The organism is Gammaproteobacteria bacterium (genome assembly GCA_014075255.1).
GTDB lineage: Bacteria > Pseudomonadota > Gammaproteobacteria > UBA4575 > UBA4575 > JABDMD01.
Window position 1 is genome coordinate 984,200 of record CP046178.1, and the last position, 17,535, is coordinate 1,001,734.

General features: G+C 39.3%; 19 protein-coding genes and 1 other RNA gene. 7 read left to right on the plus strand and 13 right to left on the minus strand.

Annotated elements, in window-relative coordinates; all coding sequences use genetic code 11:
• Positions 1–726 carry an ATP-binding cassette domain-containing protein gene (locus GKR92_05055; GenBank protein QMU61103.1) on the minus strand — a complete coding sequence of 242 codons (726 nt, stop codon included), beginning with the start codon at positions 724–726 and terminating at the stop codon, positions 1–3.
• On the opposite strand from GKR92_05055, the gene GKR92_05060 reads away from it, so the two are divergent.
• The 3 genes from GKR92_05060 (at position 725) to rhlP (ending at position 2,698) form a co-directional block, all read left to right on the plus strand.
• Positions 725–1,369 (plus strand): arylesterase, encoded by a 645-nt coding sequence (locus tag GKR92_05060; GenBank protein ID QMU61104.1) that lies wholly within the window; start codon positions 725–727, stop codon positions 1,367–1,369. The genes GKR92_05055 and GKR92_05060 overlap by 2 nt on opposite strands.
• A gap of 1 nt (position 1,370) precedes the next feature.
• Positions 1,371–1,622: a GIY-YIG nuclease family protein gene (locus GKR92_05065; GenBank protein ID QMU61105.1), complete on the plus strand. Its 252-nt coding sequence runs from the start codon at positions 1,371–1,373 to the stop codon at positions 1,620–1,622.
• 158 nt (positions 1,623–1,780) lie between these two features.
• The gene (rhlP, locus tag GKR92_05070; protein ID QMU61106.1) at positions 1,781–2,698 is read left to right on the plus strand and encodes a rhombotarget lipoprotein; all 918 of its coding nucleotides are present in this window, start codon (positions 1,781–1,783) and stop codon (positions 2,696–2,698) included.
• A 12-nt stretch (positions 2,699–2,710) separates the two neighbouring features.
• Here the strand turns inward: rhlP and folP are convergent, their stop codons facing one another.
• From folP to rpoE, 7 genes are all read right to left on the minus strand, one after another.
• Positions 2,711–3,529, minus strand: coding sequence for a dihydropteroate synthase (gene folP, locus GKR92_05075; GenBank protein ID QMU62714.1), 819 nt, complete (start codon positions 3,527–3,529; stop codon positions 2,711–2,713).
• An 11-nt stretch (positions 3,530–3,540) separates the two neighbouring features.
• Entirely contained in the window at positions 3,541–4,455 is a 915-nt protein-coding gene (locus GKR92_05080) for an MBL fold metallo-hydrolase (protein QMU61107.1), read from the minus strand.
• Positions 4,456–4,491: 36 nt separating this feature from the next.
• Complete coding sequence (gene lepA, locus GKR92_05085) at positions 4,492–6,282, minus strand: elongation factor 4 (protein ID QMU61108.1); 1,791 nt, start codon at positions 6,280–6,282, stop codon at positions 4,492–4,494.
• Between the two features lie 162 nt (positions 6,283–6,444).
• Complete coding sequence (locus GKR92_05090) at positions 6,445–7,887, minus strand: Do family serine endopeptidase (GenBank protein QMU61109.1); 1,443 nt, start codon at positions 7,885–7,887, stop codon at positions 6,445–6,447.
• A 144-nt stretch (positions 7,888–8,031) separates the two neighbouring features.
• Complete coding sequence (locus GKR92_05095; protein QMU61110.1) at positions 8,032–9,009, minus strand: transcriptional regulator; 978 nt, start codon at positions 9,007–9,009, stop codon at positions 8,032–8,034.
• A 7-nt stretch (positions 9,010–9,016) separates the two neighbouring features.
• The gene (locus GKR92_05100) at positions 9,017–9,607 is read right to left on the minus strand and encodes a hypothetical protein (protein QMU61111.1); all 591 of its coding nucleotides are present in this window, start codon (positions 9,605–9,607) and stop codon (positions 9,017–9,019) included.
• A gap of 34 nt (positions 9,608–9,641) precedes the next feature.
• On the minus strand, positions 9,642–10,217 hold the full coding sequence (gene rpoE, locus GKR92_05105; protein ID QMU61112.1) for an RNA polymerase sigma factor RpoE: 576 nt from the start codon (positions 10,215–10,217) through the stop codon (positions 9,642–9,644).
• Between the two features lie 215 nt (positions 10,218–10,432).
• Here rpoE and nadB point away from each other — a divergent pair, with 215 nt between their 5' ends.
• On the plus strand, positions 10,433–12,076 hold the full coding sequence (gene nadB / locus GKR92_05110) for an L-aspartate oxidase (protein ID QMU61113.1): 1,644 nt from the start codon (positions 10,433–10,435) through the stop codon (positions 12,074–12,076).
• A gap of 16 nt (positions 12,077–12,092) precedes the next feature.
• On the opposite strand, the gene GKR92_05115 is transcribed toward nadB, so the two are convergent.
• The gene (locus tag GKR92_05115; protein QMU61114.1) at positions 12,093–12,641 is read right to left on the minus strand and encodes an oligoribonuclease; all 549 of its coding nucleotides are present in this window, start codon (positions 12,639–12,641) and stop codon (positions 12,093–12,095) included.
• Positions 12,642–12,677: 36 nt separating this feature from the next.
• Between GKR92_05115 and GKR92_05120 the strand changes: the two genes are divergently transcribed.
• On the plus strand, positions 12,678–13,019 hold the full coding sequence (locus GKR92_05120; GenBank protein QMU61115.1) for a cytochrome c: 342 nt from the start codon (positions 12,678–12,680) through the stop codon (positions 13,017–13,019).
• 20 nt (positions 13,020–13,039) lie between these two features.
• Positions 13,040–13,936: a ribosome small subunit-dependent GTPase A gene (rsgA, locus tag GKR92_05125; protein QMU61116.1), complete on the plus strand. Its 897-nt coding sequence runs from the start codon at positions 13,040–13,042 to the stop codon at positions 13,934–13,936.
• On the opposite strand, the gene recR is transcribed toward rsgA, so the two are convergent.
• From recR to ffs, 4 genes are all read right to left on the minus strand, one after another.
• Positions 13,930–14,553 carry a recombination protein RecR gene (gene recR / locus GKR92_05130; protein ID QMU61117.1) on the minus strand — a complete coding sequence of 208 codons (624 nt, stop codon included), beginning with the start codon at positions 14,551–14,553 and terminating at the stop codon, positions 13,930–13,932. The two genes, rsgA and recR, sit on opposite strands and share 7 nt — an antisense overlap.
• A 21-nt stretch (positions 14,554–14,574) precedes the next feature.
• A complete protein-coding gene (locus GKR92_05135; protein ID QMU61118.1) occupies positions 14,575–14,901 on the minus strand; it encodes a YbaB/EbfC family nucleoid-associated protein in 327 nt (108 codons plus the stop codon).
• An 89-nt stretch (positions 14,902–14,990) separates the two neighbouring features.
• Positions 14,991–16,610, minus strand: coding sequence for a DNA polymerase III subunit gamma/tau (locus tag GKR92_05140; protein QMU61119.1), 1,620 nt, complete (start codon positions 16,608–16,610; stop codon positions 14,991–14,993).
• Positions 16,611–16,682: 72 nt separating this feature from the next.
• Positions 16,683–16,779, minus strand: an RNA gene (ffs, locus tag GKR92_05145) — signal recognition particle sRNA small type.
• Between the two features lie 122 nt (positions 16,780–16,901).
• Here ffs and GKR92_05150 point away from each other — a divergent pair.
• On the plus strand, positions 16,902–17,492 hold the full coding sequence (locus tag GKR92_05150) for a hypothetical protein (GenBank protein QMU61120.1): 591 nt from the start codon (positions 16,902–16,904) through the stop codon (positions 17,490–17,492).
• Positions 17,493–17,535: the final 43 nt, after the last annotated feature.

Below are 17,535 nucleotides of genomic sequence, written 5' to 3' on the forward strand. Positions count from 1 at the left end.
CTATTGATTTTTATGCAAGTTGTCTTTAAGAGAAGAGTCTTTATGTAATTGACCTTGATGTAATTTACCTCCATCAAGGCGATAACAGGAATCACAGCGTTTCGTTAACGACTCATCATGAGTGACCAATACCAATGCAGTACCTTGTTCTTGATTAAGCTCAAATAATAAATCAATAATTTTAGATCCGGTGTTACTATCTAAATTACCGGTTGGTTCATCTGCCAACAGTAATGGTGGTGTTGTCGAAAATGCGCGCGCAATGGCTACCCGTTGTTGTTCACCACCCGAGAGTGTTGTTGGATAATGATTATTTCTATGACTCATACCAACGCGGTCTAATAATGATGTTGCTTTTTCTTTTGCTTGAGCATCATTATTGATTTCAAGTGGCAGCATTACATTTTCTAATGCCGTAAACCCTGGCAGTAGATGAAATGCTTGAAATACAAAGCCTACATATTGATTGCGAAGTGCTGCACGCTCATCTTCACTCAACTCTTCAAGCTTATGATGGAACAATTCAATACTTCCTGTGGTCGGAATATCAAGGCCTGCTAACATACTAAGCAGGGTTGTTTTACCCGAACCAGATTGACCAATTACAGCAACTGCCTCTGCTTCGCTCACCTGAAGATTAACCTCTTCCAAAATTGAAATTGGCCCTTCTTCCGTAGAGACATTTTTGCTAACTTGGCTACAACGAATAACAGATGAATTTGAAATGACGTTTCTCCGTATTGTAATTATTACTTTCCTGATTACCCTTCTGGCTGCCTTTAATTTATGTCATGCCCATGACCATGTCAGGGACAATACCATTTTGGTATTAGGTGACAGCCTCAGTGCTGCCTATGGCATAGAGATTGAACATGGCTGGGTCAATCTTTTGCGTAATCGTTTGGATAACTATAGCGAAGACGGGCAATGGAATGTAGTCAATGCTTCAGTTAGTGGAGAAACCACCGCAGGCGGTCTAGCACGTCTCCCCAAATTGATAGAAAAATATAATCCCGCACTATGCATTATTGAGCTTGGCGCCAATAATGGCTTGCGAGGCCAATCTACCTCTCTCATGAGACAAAACTTAGAACAAATGGTGAAACAATGCAGTGTTTCAGGAACATCATTACTCTTAGGTATAAAACTACCTCCTAATTATGGAGAAAGATATACACAGGCCTTTCATCAAGTTTATTCTGATGTTGCCAGTGAATGTGATATCTCGCTAGTACCTTTTTTTCTTGATGGTATTGCATTGAAAGATGAATTCCTACAAGCCGATAGATTACATCCTACCGCTGATGCTCAACCCGTAATATTAGAAAATGTATGGCCTATATTAAGTAAGGCACTAGGATCACTTTAATATGAATTGGTTTGTTTATATCATTGAAGCAGACGATCAATCCTATTACACAGGAATCTCTACTGATATTGAAAAACGTTTCAAGCAACATTTGGATGGCAAAGGTGCTAAATTTTTCAATGGTCGAAAACCAGTCAAATTTGTGTATATAGAAAACGAACATACACGTAGTAGTGCAAGCACTCGTGAAGCTGAAATTAAAAAGCTAAGCCGAAAACAGAAAGAAGAACTAATTAACGAAACTGTTGATTAATTTCCCTCGCCACTCTTTATTTACGGAACCTTCACATAATCACGAAAAGTATCTCCATATAAACTCATAGTATTAAATAATTATACTTCTTATATTTTTATTGAAACCTCTTTAAGCAAGTTTACTATTACTCACAAAACTTACTTAAGGAAATTAAGATGCGCTTGTATCGTATTTTGTCAATAGTAATTGGGATCGGTGCAGTCACACTACTCTCTTCATGCACTACACTCATGCAACAGTTTACCGACCAAGGTATGCGCCGTGGAGTATCTTCCAGCCTAGTTGAATATTTATACCCTAAAGGTGAGACTCCGCCCGAATTCAAAGAAGAATCACCTAAATTAGAACTACCTTTGCGAGTTGGTGTTGCATTTGTTCCTAGTCATGCAGACGATTCAATTGCGCTAACCGCTACACATAAATCCGAATTACTTAATAAAGTAAAAACCTCATTTGAAGACAAAACCTATATTCATGAGATCATTATCATTCCCGAAACTTATATGCGTTCCAATCATGGATTTGACAGTGTTGATCAAGTAGCACGGTTATATGGGTTAGATACCATAGCTCTAATTTCATATGACCAAGTTATTTACACTGACGACACACGAGCTTCAATTCTATATTGGACTATCGTTGGCGCATACTTCATCAACGGAAGCAAAAACGACATTAATACATTTGTCGATGTGGCAATTTTTGATATTGAAAGCCATAAATTGCTGTTGCGCGCGCCAGGTACGGATGAGGTTATCGCAAAATCAACACTGATTAATAGTTCAGAAAAACTTCGTACTGCAAGACAAAAAAGTTTCGCTACAGCAATAAATAACTTATCTATAAATCTTGAAGATGAATTAGTCAGCTTCAAGGAACGTATTAAGCAAGATAAAAGTGTAGAAATTGCATATCGCCCAGGATTTTCAGGGGGCGGAGGGTCAATGAATTGGTTAGCTCTAATCCTTTTCGTATGTATTATATTAAAAGCTTTTACAACGCATAGTAATAAAAATATATTTTTTCATTTTTACAAAAGGTATTGGGAGTATTCGCCTGACCCTAGGTTCTAGAGAAGCGCAAGATCAACAGTCTCGAATTGCCTGTGTGACATCTAATGCTTGGCGATTTTGCCAAACATCATGTACACGAAAAATATTTGCACCAGCTAAAACTCCAAGCGCGGTAGTTGCACAGGTTGCAGGCATTCTCTCTCTCGGATCTTCACGATTAGAAATCTCACCCATGAATCGTTTGCGACTTGTTCCAAGTAGCACAGGGTAACCTAACTCTACAATCTTCTTAAGATCTCGTAGCAACTCTAAATTATGCAGAGTGCGCTTACCAAAGCCAATTCCCGGATCAAGAATGATATTAGATTTTTCAACCCCTAAACTTTCTGCATGCTGAGCACGTTCGAGTAAATATTCAGATACTTCACGCGTTACATTCTCATAACTAGGATTATCTTGCATGGTTCCAGGGTCGCCTTGCATATGCATTAAGCAAATAGACACATTGCAACTCGCCGCGAGTTTTAATAGAGATTCATCTTCACGTCCAGCACTCACATCATTCAACATTGTAGCCCCTGCTTCTAATGCCGCTTTTGCCACTTCCGATAAAGTTGTATCAATACTAATGTGTATATGCTGAGGGATTTCCTTACGCAAACCAGCTATCACATCTAGTACTCTTCTTTTTTGTTCCGTAGCATTAACGCGTTCTGCCCCAGGTCGTGTGGACTCTCCTCCAATATCAATAATGTCTGCACCTTGTTCGATCATTTCCAAACCACGGGTAATTGCATCTTTAGAAGATGGATACATGCCACCATCAGAAAAGCTGTCTGGGGTTACATTTAAGACCCCCATTAATAATGGTTTTGTATAATCAAGTTGCATATTAGACATCACTACATTTTTGAATATGGTATCACTTTTATACTACTACCTACTTCAATACTCATAAGATCTTCACCCATATACAACTCACCTTCGTAACCATCATTGACTTGCTTTAATACTTCTTCCTCTGGAGTTCCCACAATAATTACATGTGTCATTACCGCTGCCCGAGGTTTTGTGCTGTCTAGCACTTTTATGAGTTGCTCAGGATTGGTGTGATAACGCTGTATTTTCTGCAGGCGAGGATTATTCTCTAGTATTTCACTTTTAACAGCCATTATCTCGTGCACTAAAAGGTCTGTTTTAAGTGAGTGGTCTACGAGACTCTGTGAGTAAGTTGTATCGCCAGAGATGACTACTGAACGTTTACCAAAATCAATGCGGTAACCAAATGCCGGATCAACAGGTCTATGGTCTACCAGAAATGCTGTCACTTTAACGCCATCTTCAGAAAAAATTACGCCTGGTTTTATATCATTAGTGGCTACAGCTCCAGCATTGATATCTAACCCTGAATATTGGTTTCGTAATTGCACATCATAAGAGTAGGAGTGTCCTAAATGATCAACAAAAGATTTTGTGCCATTTGGGCCATAAATATTAAGTGGCAGAGGTCGTTGATAAATCCAGCCTGTAAGCCATACATCATCTAAAGCTGAAATATGATCTGAGTGGAGGTGAGTGATAAATATATGTTGTATATCGGAAATACGGATATCGAGTTGCTGCAAACGTTGCACTACACCGCGGCCCGAATCGAAAAGCAAATATTTCCCCCCAACTTCGACCAATATTGCAGGGCCACTACGTTCTACACTTGGACGAGGACTACCCGTACCTAACAAAGTAACTTTTATGAAATCAGCATTACATGCTACCGCATATAAGCTAAGCATTAGTACAAATAAAATTCTTTTTAACATGTCTTACTCACCAACATAGTTAATTACTTTTATTTTCTACTTTTCAACACGCAATACCGCAAGGAAAGCCTCTTGAGGTATTTCTACTCTACCGATTTGTTTCATTCGTTTTTTACCTGCTTTTTGCTTTTCTAGTAATTTTTTCTTTCTTGTTATATCTCCTCCATAGCACTTTGCAGTTACGTTCTTACGCAAAGCCTTAGTGGTTGTTCTGGCAATCACTTTCGAACCGATTGCAGCTTGAATAGCCACATCGTACATTTGCCTTGGAATTATCTCTTTCATTTTAACTGCAAGATCTCTTCCAAAATTAGCTGCTTGATCTTTATGCACAATTAACGAAAGCGCATCAACACGCTCACCATTAATGAGCGTATCTAACTTTACTAATGGCGCTACTTGGAATTTAGCATGGTGATAATCAAATGACGCATAACCACGACTTACAGATTTTAGTCGATCGAAAAAATCTAACACTACTTCGCTCAGCGGTAACTCAAAATTAATAGAAACTTGATTGCCATGGTAATTTAGATTTTTCTGAACACCACGTTTTTCGATACATAAAGTAATTACATTGCCGACATAATCATGTGGCACTAAAATTGAAGCATGAATGATTGGTTCATGAATTTCGTTTATTTTACTAATCTCTGGCAAATCGGATGGATTATGAATTTTTTTCACCTCGCCATCTGAAGTATGCACTTCATAAATTACAGTAGGTGCAGTAGTAATTAAATCTAAACTGTATTCTCGCTCAAGACGTTCTTGCACAATTTCCATATGCAACATTCCAAGAAAGCCACATCGAAATCCAAAGCCCAAAGCATCAGATGATTCTGGTTCGAAACTAAAAGCAGAATCATTCAAACTTAGTTTATCTAATGCATCACGAAATGACTCATAGTCTTCAGAGTTAACAGGAAACACACCAGCAAATACATTCGGTTGCACTTCTTTAAAACCTCCAAGCGCTTCTTCAGCAGGATTAGAAGTATTCGTAAAGGTGTCACCAACTTTAGCTGCAGTAATATCTTTAATCCCACAAATTATGTAGCCCACTTGTCCAGTGTTTAAACTATCACTTTCTTTTCGTTTTGGTGTGAATACTCCCACCTTTTCAACCTGATGACTTCGCCCGGTAGACATCGCAGTTATCTTTTGTTTTGGTTTGATCTCTCCTTGCATCACTCGTACTAAAGAAATAACCCCTACATAACTGTCAAACCAAGAATCTACAATTAAGGCTTTTAGTGGCGCATCAACTTCACCCGTTGGCGCTGGGAACCGTTGCACTATCGTTTCAAGAGCTTCTTCAACACCAATACCTGTTTTTGCACTGACCAGCAAAGGATCAGTTGCATCGATACCAATAACATCTTCAATTTCTTCAGAAACGCGATCAGGATCAGCAGAATCTAAATCCATCTTATTTAGTATTGGGAGTATTTCTAAGCCAAGGTCGATAGCGGTGTAACAGTTAGCAACACTTTGCGCTTCTACCCCTTGAGAAGCATCTACGACCAACAGCGCACCTTCGCAAGCCGCAAGGGAACGAGAAACTTCGTATGAGAAGTCCACATGACCAGGAGTATCAATTATATTTAACTGATAGGTATGACCATCTTTTGCTTTATAGTCGAGCGACACACTCTGAGCTTTAATGGTGATACCACGCTCACGCTCTAAATCCATTGAATCTAACACTTGTGCACTCATCTCACGCTCCGACAAGCCACCGCAGTGCTGAATAAAACGATCTGCTAGAGTAGATTTTCCGTGATCAATATGTGCAATGATAGAAAAGTTGCGAATTCGCTCCATAGATTAGTGTAGGAGTTTTCCTTAAGACCTGTGTGAATTTTATACGATTAAATAACAGGTCTAATTATCGCTTATTTTTAGTAACTTTTACTAACCTTTCCTAGCATTCTTACAATTAATTAATAGCACTTATCTCTTTAGGGACACTACTTTTTCGTTTTCTCATTCTTTCTCGGGAATTCTCATTGCCAGAAATTCTGGCCCATGAGAGCGTTGTACTAATATAGATATGAATTTACCTTCCGGTAGATCGTCCATCAATTTCGAGAACGCAGCAACCGTTTCTACAGGTTCACCATTAATCATCTGTACAACATCACCATTGCGTATACCTGCAGCTTTCGCTGCCCCACTTTGGGCATCTAAAACGAGTAGACCGCCATTCTCAAGTTCTAAACTTTCCATTTCATCGTCAGTTAATGGACGTAACACCAAACCAAAGACAGTATTTTCAGATTCTTCTTCAGGTGCATCTTTACTTGCTAGAGATTGATCTTTTTCAGGCAGTTGGCCAATTTTTAACTTTATATTTTTAGTTTTCCCATCACGCATTAATTTCAATTTGACAGTGCCACCAACACGCGTACGCCCGACGAGAGGCGGCAATGATGCAGAGTTCTTAACCTCCTCACCATCATAACTAAGAATAATGTCACCCACTTGTATATCAGTATCTTGCGCAGGACTTTCTGGTAATATTTTTGCTACTAATGCACCGGTTGGTTTTTCCATTCCAAAGGATTCAGCAAGTTCACGTGTGACTTCTTGTATGTAGACGCCCAACCAACCACGCGACACATAACCGTTAGTTTTCAATTGTTCAACCACATCCATGGCATCTTCAATTGGAATCGCAAACGACAATCCCATGAAGCCACCTGAACGTGTGTAAATTTGCGAATTAATTCCTACAACATTTCCGTCAAGATCAAACAGTGGCCCACCAGAATTACCTGGATTTATTGCCACATCGGTTTGAATAAATGGCACATAATTCTCACTCGGAAGACTTCTACCTTTAGCGCTCACAATCCCTGCAGTTACTGAAGCATCGAATCCAAATGGTGATCCAATAGCCAATACCCACTGCCCAACTTTCACCGCATCTGAATCACCAAGTTGTACACTTGGAAAATTAGCTCCTTCTAGTTTAAGCAACGCTATGTCACTGCGCGGATCACTACCTACCATTTCAGCAACCAATTGTCTGCGGTCACTTAACTTTACAATAATTTCATCTGCACCTTTAACAACATGATGATTTGTAATTACGTAGCCATCATTTGAAATAATAAATCCTGAGCCTAATGAGCGCGAATTAAAAAATTCCTCCCCACCATTACCACCATGCTCACCAAAAAACTTTTCAAAAAAATCTCCGAATGGACTGCCTTCAGGAAGTTCAGGGATTTCTACTCTAGGCGGCAAACCTCTTTTAACCTCGGTTTGCTTACTGGTACTTATGTTCACCACTGCATCAGCATGCTCTTCTACGAGCTCTGTGAAATCGGGTAAATTATAGCGGGCTACTGCACTGGTTGAGACAGTGCAAATTAAAATAAAAAAACTTATTAATAAACCAATAAAAACATTCCTATTCTTCATTAGCTACTCTCCGTTCTGGCTTTGTGATTTATTTATATTTTTTATTACTTACGTATCTGAGCAAAAAACTCATATACATGTTCTAAAGATATCTAGACAATTTGAAAACTGAAAAAGTTTAATCTAAATATTATTTATATTTATTTAGTTAAGAGGCGTGTAGATAATAGATGAACCAATCATCTTTACTGTACCTTGCGGAACTTCTCCCACCACTGTAATTTGATGTTGGTTAAGATCTCTGGCATAAGCATTTATTACACCTTGTTTATGCGCTCCTTCGTACATATGCTCTGGATCATCTACCTTGCTGATAAATACTGAAATAGAGGCTAAACCATCCGTAATCACCATATGCTGCACAGGATTATTACTCGCACTCATCAATCTACTGGTTACGCTTCGTAGCGAAAACCCTGGGGGCAACTCTTCAATTTTCCATGCCCGATCAGGTTGCAACTCGCCATTGAGCTCAACACTCGCAGTTTTCCAGGTGTAATCATTCAAATGCACACTTGGTTGAAATAATTTTTCGGGCGCAGTTTCGCGCATGCGAAAACTAGTGAACATCATGTTTTCGATTACTTTACCACTGGCGTCGAAGGTCTTAGATTCTAAAACCATACCCTGTTGAGCCTCTACGCAAAGTTCATGGCCATATCTAAGATCATCTAGCGGTTCAAAACGAACTAAGGTGCAGTTGTGCCCCGCAACTCTCGCCTGACCAACATCGGTTAATTTATAATGAAAGGCTAATTCGTTTATGTCAGTAGGCAAGGATGATGGCAGTCCATGCGCCTCACTAGCTGCTTCAATTACCACTAATTTATCACGCGGCCAAATACAAGTTAGCACATCCTGATCACGAATGACTTCTCGAGCATCGCCTGTAAGTGAAACAAGCTTCTCTCGCACACCATTATCGGAATAACCATGCACAATGCTCATAGTCTCAACATTTCCGTTGTGCATGAAAACAAAAGTACCTTCGTAGTTACCTCTCTCCAGCGTATTATTCATTTTGCTTAGCAAATTCTGCATTTCAATTTCGGAAGCACCCACCGATACAGCAGAAAAACTGCAAGTTATAAGCAGAATTATGGGTAATCGTAATAAAATCATTGGTAACTTAATCTTTTGTTTCTAACTCGTCTTTGCCGTAGCCAACAATTCTGACATGCGGAACAGAAACACGTGGAGACGCATACTCAGCGTGATTCATTATGTAGCTATTGAAACTCGCTGCTGCTTCTGGATTTGAAATAAAGTTCTGTAAATCTTCACTACTAACACGTTGTATATCACTCTCTTCTACCACACGATCCGCAACGACAGCTGCAGGAGTTATTTCATTTTTAGTTTGCATATAGTTTTGAAACGACACAAAAGAAACCACTGCAACTGAAGCAGCAATCGCCAAACCAATTGCAGTTTTAAATCGACCTGAGTCTTTTTCAGATTTAATTACCACATTAAGCTCTGGCACATCCATATCTTCATCATCCAACCTACTCATAACATTATGAACAAAGTTTTGGTCAATTTGTTTAGGCAGCTCATTTCGCATAGCATGCCCAATCAAATTGTAACGATGCAGCTTCACGCGAAGCTCATTGTCTGACTGCATTTCTTTTAAGATACGTTGTGTCTCAAATTCAGATACATCTTCATCTAAAATTCTTGACAGTAACTCTTGATCTATTTCCTTCATAATATTCATTCCATATTTAGTCTAAGCTATTTACTCAGTCTAATTAGCTCAATAGTGGCTTAAGATGTTTATCAATTGCTTCACGTGCGCGAAATATCCTTGATCTAACGGTACCAATTGGACATTCCATCACTAATGCAATTTCATCATAAGTCATTCCTTCTAACTCACGCAGTGTGATTGCGGTCTTCAAGTCTTCAGGCAATTCCTTTATCGCTCGATAGACTGTCTCTTCTATTTCGCGGGTCAGCATATTGCCCTCAGGCGTATCGTACTCTTTCAACGCAGTTGCTGACTCAATATGCTCGGCATCTTCTATATCCACGGCATAGGTAGGTGTCTTACGACTCTGCGAAACCAGATAATTCTTTGCTGAATTAATCGCAATCCTATACAGCCAGGTATAAAAAGCACTATCGCCGCGAAAGTTTTTTAAACCACGATAGGCTTTAATAAAAGCTTCCTGTGCTACATCTTGAGCATCGTCTTTATCCTTAACGAAGCGGGTCGCCAAGTTAACCACCTTCAGATGGTACTTGGTCACCAGCGCATCGAACGCTACTTTATCCCCTTTCTGAGCCCTCTTTACGAGCTCCTTATCGTTATTATTCTCGCCCATTAGGGCCAAACTCCTGTACGTGCAATCTTATATATAGGATTGCTACTGTATGACAATGTTATTGGTGAAGAGTTCTACATCCCTTGCTCAGGAAGGGATTCTACCGCTAAGTGGTGTAGTTTTGTTAACCAGATCACCCTTCTATGCCACAATGGCCTCTATTAGACCAAAAGTAGTCCAGAAACAGGAAAATAATACGGATTTAGTCGTTGTATATGCATGATTTTGACATATTAATTATCGGTAGTGGTGCAGCTGGGCTGAGCCTCGCTTTGCGCTTGCAAAACGACTTCCGTATAGCTGTGATCTCAAAAGGTCCACTGGATGATGGCAGCACTGCCTGGGCACAAGGTGGCATCTCTGCGGTGATGGATAGTGAGGATTCGATTGAACAGCATGTGGAAGATACCTTGGATGCTGGAGCTGGGCTTTGCGATGAAGCGGCCGTATTGCACACCGTCTCTCACGGCAAGGAAATGATCACCTGGTTACAAGAATTAGGGGTCGAATTTACCTATGAAACTGGTCGAGATGGAAAGAAGTATTTACACCTCACTCGCGAAGGCGGTCATACCCATCGACGAGTCGTACACTCAGCAGATGCCACAGGCTGGGCAATTGAAAACGCACTGATTAAAAATACCCAGGATAAAAGTAACATTGAATTGTTTGATCATCATATTGCAATTGATTTAATTACCACACACAAACATTTACAAAGAAGAGCTAGCGACAAAGCCAATCAATGTGTTGGTGCCTATGTACTAAATACGCATGACAATCAAGTTAAAACTTTTAAAGCAAAGCATGTCATTTTAGCTACTGGCGGCGCTAGCAAAGTGTACTTATATACCAGTAATCCTGATGGGGCTTCGGGTGATGGTATCGCGATGGCGTGGCGCGCAGGTTGCCGTGTTGCCAATATGGAATTCATGCAATTTCACCCAACCTGTTTATACCACCCTACCGCAAAATCTTATTTGATTACGGAAGCAGTACGCGGTGAAGGCGGAAAATTATTACTGCCTAATGGCGCGGAATTCGCACATGAATTTGATTCCCGTGGTGTACTAGCACCTCGCGACATCGTGGCACGTGCAATCGACTATAAAATGAAACAAATGGGTGTAGATTGTGTATATCTAGATATAAGCCATAAACCGAAAAAGTTTATTCAAGAACACTTCCCCAATGTGTATGCCCGTTGTTTAAAACTAGGCTACGACATGTCGAAAGAGCCTGTGCCAGTTGTTCCCGCTGCACATTACACTTGTGGTGGCGTGATGACAGATCTGAAAGGCCAAACTGATGTAGAAAACTTATATGCAATCGGCGAAACCACACACACAGGATTACATGGCGCAAATCGCATGGCGAGTAATTCGCTTCTCGAGTGCTTAGTATTTGCATCCTCAACAAGTGAATTGATTAATACAAAAGGCATTGACAATATCCCCTCCGTAAAAATTCCACCATGGGATGCCAGCCGAGTAACGGAGCCAGATGAAGAAATTGTTGTCGCTCACAACTGGGATGAACTAAGAAGGTTTATGTGGGACTACGTTGGTATTGTACGCACCAACAAACGTCTGCAACGCGCAAAACATCGCGCAGATTTACTCAGCTCAGAAATTGATGAGTACTATAGTAATTTCCGAGTCGGCAGTGATTTGATTGAATTAAGAAACTTAACCTTAGTTGCAGATTTAATTATACGTAGCGCATTAAGTAGAAGAGAAAGCCGCGGTTTGCATTATACGTTAGATTACCCTGACGCAGACCCTAACTTAGAAAATACAGACACTATTCTCGATCCAAAAACTGAGACAATAATTGCTAAATCACTTTACGCGAGCTAGTAGCTCAAACCAGTTATCAAACTTGCGAAAATAAATTTTGTCGATAGTATTTAAGCTCATCAATGGAATCGCGAATATCATCTAGAGCTAGATGTTTAGACTCTTTACTAAACCCTCTAGCAATTTTAGGATACCACCGATTTGCTAGCTCCTTCAGGCTACTAACATCTAGGTTTCGATAATGAAAATATTCCTCAAGGCTCGGCATTAATCGCGCCAGAAAACGACGATCCTGACAGATACTATTTCCACACATAGGCGATGTGTTGCTTGAAATGTATTGCTGCAAAAACTCAATAGTTGCTTTCTCAGCCTGCTCTTCATTGAATTCACTTTTTCTTACACGCTCAATTAAACCTGATTGACCATGTTGATTGGTATTCCATTCATCCATTCCAGCTATTAAAGTAGCAGGTTGATGTACCGCAATAACTGGACCTACTGCCAATTCTTCTAAATGCTTATTAGTAACGATGGTGGCTATTTCAATGATACGATCCGACATTGGATCCAAGCCTGTCATTTCTAAATCGATCCAAATTAAATTTTCAGCGTTCACAGACATTAGTATTTCCTTACCAGTTTTGTATATCATACCTATATGACTAAAAATATATTATATCCATCTCGCGGTCCAATGCATTGCCAAACTTTCAAGTTCTTAGTCATCTCCCTATTCTGTTTAGCGAATGCTATATTTTTAGTTCCTGTTGATGCTCAAGATGGCTCAGCACTACATTCAGAGAATTGCATAGCCTGCCATTCAGCCATGACAGGAGGCGATGGCTCGGTTTTATATACGCGTGATGATCGAAACGTAATCTCTTTGGGCGCACTCAACAAACAGGTTGACAGATGCCAATCGAGTCTTGGCTTAAATTGGTCTAATAACAAGATCAACAGTGTCCAGCAGTATTTAAATGAATTATTTTATCAGTTTTAATTGCTGGCAACTCCTAAGCTATTATTAATAAATACTCCGCAAAGATCGTAAGTCGTCATGGTGCACATCTTGTTGTTAAAGATGATCAAGGCATCAGACATACTTGCATATCTTCTAAAAAATTCAGCCATATTGTTTGCGGTGATCGTGTCGAGTGCTCCAAAATTGATCAAGATAGAGACCAAATTCTTAATATCCTGCCACGTAAAAATGAACTTGTACGACAAACCGAATATGCAAAGAAATCAGTCGCCGCAAACATAGATACTATTATTATAGTTTGTGCAGTTGAACCCGAGCCTTCATTGGAATTAATCGATCACTACATTGTTGCAGCAGAGCAATTGCCCTCCGACGTAGTTATTACTTTAAATAAAATTGACTTAGAAAATCATTTATCAATTATAGAGTCATTGCAGTCCAAATATACTAATCTACCGTACCCAATCGTCACAACAAGCAAGCTTTCTTCTATTCATAATTTAGATGCCTTAATAAATCTACTAAAAAATAAAACGTGCATTTTTGTTGGTCAATCAGGCGTCGGTAAATCAACATTAATTAATGCGCTAGTCCCAAATATTAATATTGACACACAAGAAATATCAGACTTAAGTCGGCAAGGCCGGCATACGACAAGCTCAACCACATTATACGACCTCCCCTTAGGAGGAGAATTAATTGATTCTCCAGGTGTAAGAGAGTTTGTCATGCCTAAACTTGATGCAAAAAGCATTAGCAAAGGATTTGTCGAAATTGAAAAATTTAGAAATGAATGCAAATTTCATAATTGCATACACATACAAGAACCTAAATGCGCAGTACTCGAAGCAGTTAAAGAAAATAGAATTAATAAGCAGCGTTATGAATCGTATTTAAAAATGATGGATAATATAAAAGAAGAAAATTATCAATAATGTTTGCGGCTGTTAAACGCTTGTGCAATCGTATTCTGATCTACAAACTCTAACTCCCCTCCTACCGGTACACCTTGTGCAAGGCGAGTTGTTTTAATATCTTGCTTACGCGCCATCTCACTCAGCACATGCGCTGTTACCTCACCTTCAACCGTTGAATTGGTTGCCAGAATCATCTCTTCAATATTCTGCTCAGTGAGACGCTTTTCAAGCACTTCTAAACCAAGTTCTTTAGGGCCTATCCCGTCCAGTGGCGAAAGGCGACCCATCAAAACAAAATACATACCTTTATAATCAGTGCTCTTTTCAATAGTGAATACATCTGCTGGACTCTCAACCACACAAATCTGCTTAATTAAGCGAGAATTATCATTACAAATTACACATAAATCATGCTCTGTAAAAGTACGGCAGTTAGCACAATGTCCTATTTCTTTTACAGCCTTGTTAAGGTTATCAGCTAAATTTTTTGCGCCATCACGATTACGTTGCAATAAATGAAATGCCATTCTTTGCGCAGATTTAGGACCTACACCAGGCAGACACTTTAAAGACTCGATCAGGGCGTCCAAAAGCGTTGGGGGCTGCGAACCATTACCTGAAAAACCAAATGACATGTTATTTACTTAGCGAAAATTCTAGAACGGGAGCTTCATACCTGGTGGTAAGTTTAATCCACTCGTTAACCCTGACATTTGATCTTTAGTCAGTTCTTCAACTTTATTGGAAGCATCGTTCATTGCTGCAGCAATTAAGTCTTCCAACATTTCTTTATCGTCTTTCAATAAACTATCGTCAACCTGAACTCTACGGACCGCATGCTTGCCTGTCATAGTAACTTTAACCAAACCGCCACCCGCTTGCCCTTCTACTTCTAAATTCTTTAGTTCATCCTGCGCCTTTTGCATGTCTTCTTGCATTTTCTGCGCTTGCTTCATTAAGTTGCCAATTCCACCTTTCATAATTTCACCTATTTATCTCATCCATTTATTCATAGAAATAATTGTTAATGGGTTTCACATATACTCAGATATTGCGTCTATATCGATTAGATTTATAATGGCTTCACTGACCCTTCAATAATTTCTGCGCCGAATTGTGATTTTAACGCCTTTACTGCTTCATCTGACTCAGCAGTTTTCTCTGCTTGTGATTGTATTTTTTCTCTTGCTCGATCTTTCTTTTTAGCTGGAGTCTCAAGCTGATTCGAAGAAATTTCGATAATTAATTTGAGTTCATTGCCAAAATATTCTTGCAAAGCTTTTTCTAATCTTTGCTGAGCACCTTTGGTAGCAATTCCTTCGTGTTTATATGCTAGATGCAGGGTGATCGTTTCATCCGTTATAGACTCTATACTGCAATTAGATGCAAGCGAATAAGAAACTGCTTGTAAACCAAGTTTTTCGACTAACTTTGGCCATTCTTCATTATTTTCACTTAGATCTTTCAGCGATGCATTTTTGTTGGGTTTTCCCGCTTTGTTAGATTCAGAACTTTCTTTAATTTTTTTTTCTGTTTTCTGCGTCGTATCTGTTTTTTTTAACGTGTTGCCAGGAGAGGGAGCCACATCTATTTTTATTTTCGTGCTCTCCGTTGGCCTAAACGTCAGCATTCGCAATAATGTCATCTCTAATGCACTTTGCGGTGTAGTAGACAAATACAAATCTCGCTTACCAATTAATGCAATTTGATAATACAACTGAACATCTTCAGGACTAAAACTACCCGTCAACTCTTTTACAAGTGCCGCATCAAACTCTAACGTTTCTAGCATACTCGGCACTGCTTGTGACAACGCCACTTGATGCAAAACTTCTATTATATCTACAAATAAACCATTAAAATCTGCCGAAAGTTGCGCTAACTCTTGTGTTGCTTGCATGATAGCGGCTGAATCTGAATTTGCTAATGCTTGCATCAATTTATGCAAAAACTCTCTAGGCACTGTGCCTAACATTTCATGTATGGCTATATCCGTAACATTGCCATCACTATAAGCGATTGCTTGATCTAACAAACTGAGAGAATCACGCATACTGCCATCAGCAGAACGTGCTAATGCATGCAAAGCATTTTTTTCGAAAGAAATTTCTTCTGCTTGCAAGAGTTTTTTTAACTGCGTAGTAATGGCATCATTTGATAGACGTTTAAGATTAAATTGCAAACAACGGGACAAAACAGTGATAGGTAATTTTTGCGAATCTGTAGTTGCCAACAAAAACTTAACATGAGGCGGCGGCTCTTCTAAAGTTTTTAACAATGCATTAAAACTGTGCCCAGATAACATATGCACTTCATCAATTAAGTAGACTTTAAAATTACCTCGTGTGGGACTATATTGAACATTGTCCAGAAGCTCTCTTGTATCTTCAACTTTAGTACGTGATGCGGCATCCACTTCAATCAAGTCAATAAATCTTCCTGCGTCGATCTCCTCACATGAACCACAGGTTCCACACGGTGAAGAAGTCATGCCTTGCTCACAATTTAAACACTTTGCAAATATACGCGCCAAAGTGGTTTTACCGACCCCTCTAGTACCAGTAAATAGATATGCGTGATGAATTCTTTCTTGGTCTAGCGCATTTGCTAATGCTTTTACCACATGACCTTGCCCAACCACTTCAGTAAAATTTTTAGGCCGCCACTTACGCGCTAATGCTTGATAACTCATTTAATGATGGTTTGAAATTCGTATTTAGATCGAAATTTAATGATGTGCAATTAACTTATTATATAGTGCGACCTGTGCCAGCAATCCCGTTGTACCCGAAGCAACTGTTACCGTTGCTCCCTTCCAGGCCTGGCGGAGTTCACAGCATTTCGTCACATGGGCACTGACACAGGCCGCAGCAAGACTATAACTTACAGCTCGTCGTATTAAAACATGGCAAATACTGATTAAAGTATAACCAGACCTTTAAATTTGGATATAAAATAATACCTTACTCGTAAAGGAGGATGTATGTCTTTGTTATTTTTGCTCTCACCTAGGAGGGTATTTACCAAAGCAAAAACTCGAATAGGTAAGGCTAATTGGGAATTCTGGATAGGTAACTTTTTTGTAGTTTTTTCTACCGTTCTAGGTGTGTACTTGGCGGCTCACGCTGCACTTGAGACGGCAATACAATTTGAAGCCGTAAGAGCAGATCGTGACAGTTATTACGTACGTACTTCACTTCATAATGAGCTTGAGAATAACATCGACGTGTATGAGGAAATTATTAAAAATTATCGTAACGGCAAAAGTGGCTATAGTAAAAACAGTCAATGGCAAAATCATCCAGAATATTTTGTGTGGGAATCTCTCAAATCTTCGCCCGCATTATTAACCACACCGCCTGAAATATTAGCTGGGGTAAGCAACTTTTATAAGTATTCAGGACTGGTTATAGAAAAATTAAGTAAAAGAGGTCCAACAAACGATACTGTATATATAGCCAATAAATTTGATGAAAAAATTATTGAATTCAAAGAAAAAACTTTGCTATTACTTGAAAATAATCTTGATTCACTAAGAGAAGAATTAATTACGCAAAAAATTGAGCTACAATAAACGCCATTAAATTCAAAAGTTGAACCTATAGATAAAAGAAAGA

Coding starts and splice junctions, on each gene's coding strand:
- GKR92_05065 (QMU61105.1), top strand. CDS start 1,371: ATGAATTGGTTTGTTTATATCATTGAAGCAGACGATCAATCCTATTAC.
- GKR92_05090 (QMU61109.1), bottom strand. CDS start 7,887: ATGAAGAATAGGAATGTTTTTATTGGTTTATTAATAAGTTTTTTTATT.
- nadB (QMU61113.1), top strand. CDS start 10,433: ATGCATGATTTTGACATATTAATTATCGGTAGTGGTGCAGCTGGGCTG.
- lepA (QMU61108.1), bottom strand. CDS start 6,282: ATGGAGCGAATTCGCAACTTTTCTATCATTGCACATATTGATCACGGA.
- GKR92_05150 (QMU61120.1), top strand. CDS start 16,902: ATGTCTTTGTTATTTTTGCTCTCACCTAGGAGGGTATTTACCAAAGCA.
- GKR92_05060 (QMU61104.1), top strand. CDS start 725: ATGACGTTTCTCCGTATTGTAATTATTACTTTCCTGATTACCCTTCTG.
- GKR92_05100 (QMU61111.1), bottom strand. CDS start 9,607: ATGAATATTATGAAGGAAATAGATCAAGAGTTACTGTCAAGAATTTTA.
- GKR92_05120 (QMU61115.1), top strand. CDS start 12,678: ATGACTAAAAATATATTATATCCATCTCGCGGTCCAATGCATTGCCAA.
- rpoE (QMU61112.1), bottom strand. CDS start 10,217: ATGGGCGAGAATAATAACGATAAGGAGCTCGTAAAGAGGGCTCAGAAA.
- GKR92_05095 (QMU61110.1), bottom strand. CDS start 9,009: ATGATTTTATTACGATTACCCATAATTCTGCTTATAACTTGCAGTTTT.
- GKR92_05115 (QMU61114.1), bottom strand. CDS start 12,641: ATGTCTGTGAACGCTGAAAATTTAATTTGGATCGATTTAGAAATGACA.
- recR (QMU61117.1), bottom strand. CDS start 14,553: ATGTCATTTGGTTTTTCAGGTAATGGTTCGCAGCCCCCAACGCTTTTG.
- GKR92_05080 (QMU61107.1), bottom strand. CDS start 4,455: ATGTTAAAAAGAATTTTATTTGTACTAATGCTTAGCTTATATGCGGTA.
- rhlP (QMU61106.1), top strand. CDS start 1,781: ATGCGCTTGTATCGTATTTTGTCAATAGTAATTGGGATCGGTGCAGTC.
- folP (QMU62714.1), bottom strand. CDS start 3,529: ATGCAACTTGATTATACAAAACCATTATTAATGGGGGTCTTAAATGTA.
- GKR92_05140 (QMU61119.1), bottom strand. CDS start 16,610: ATGAGTTATCAAGCATTAGCGCGTAAGTGGCGGCCTAAAAATTTTACT.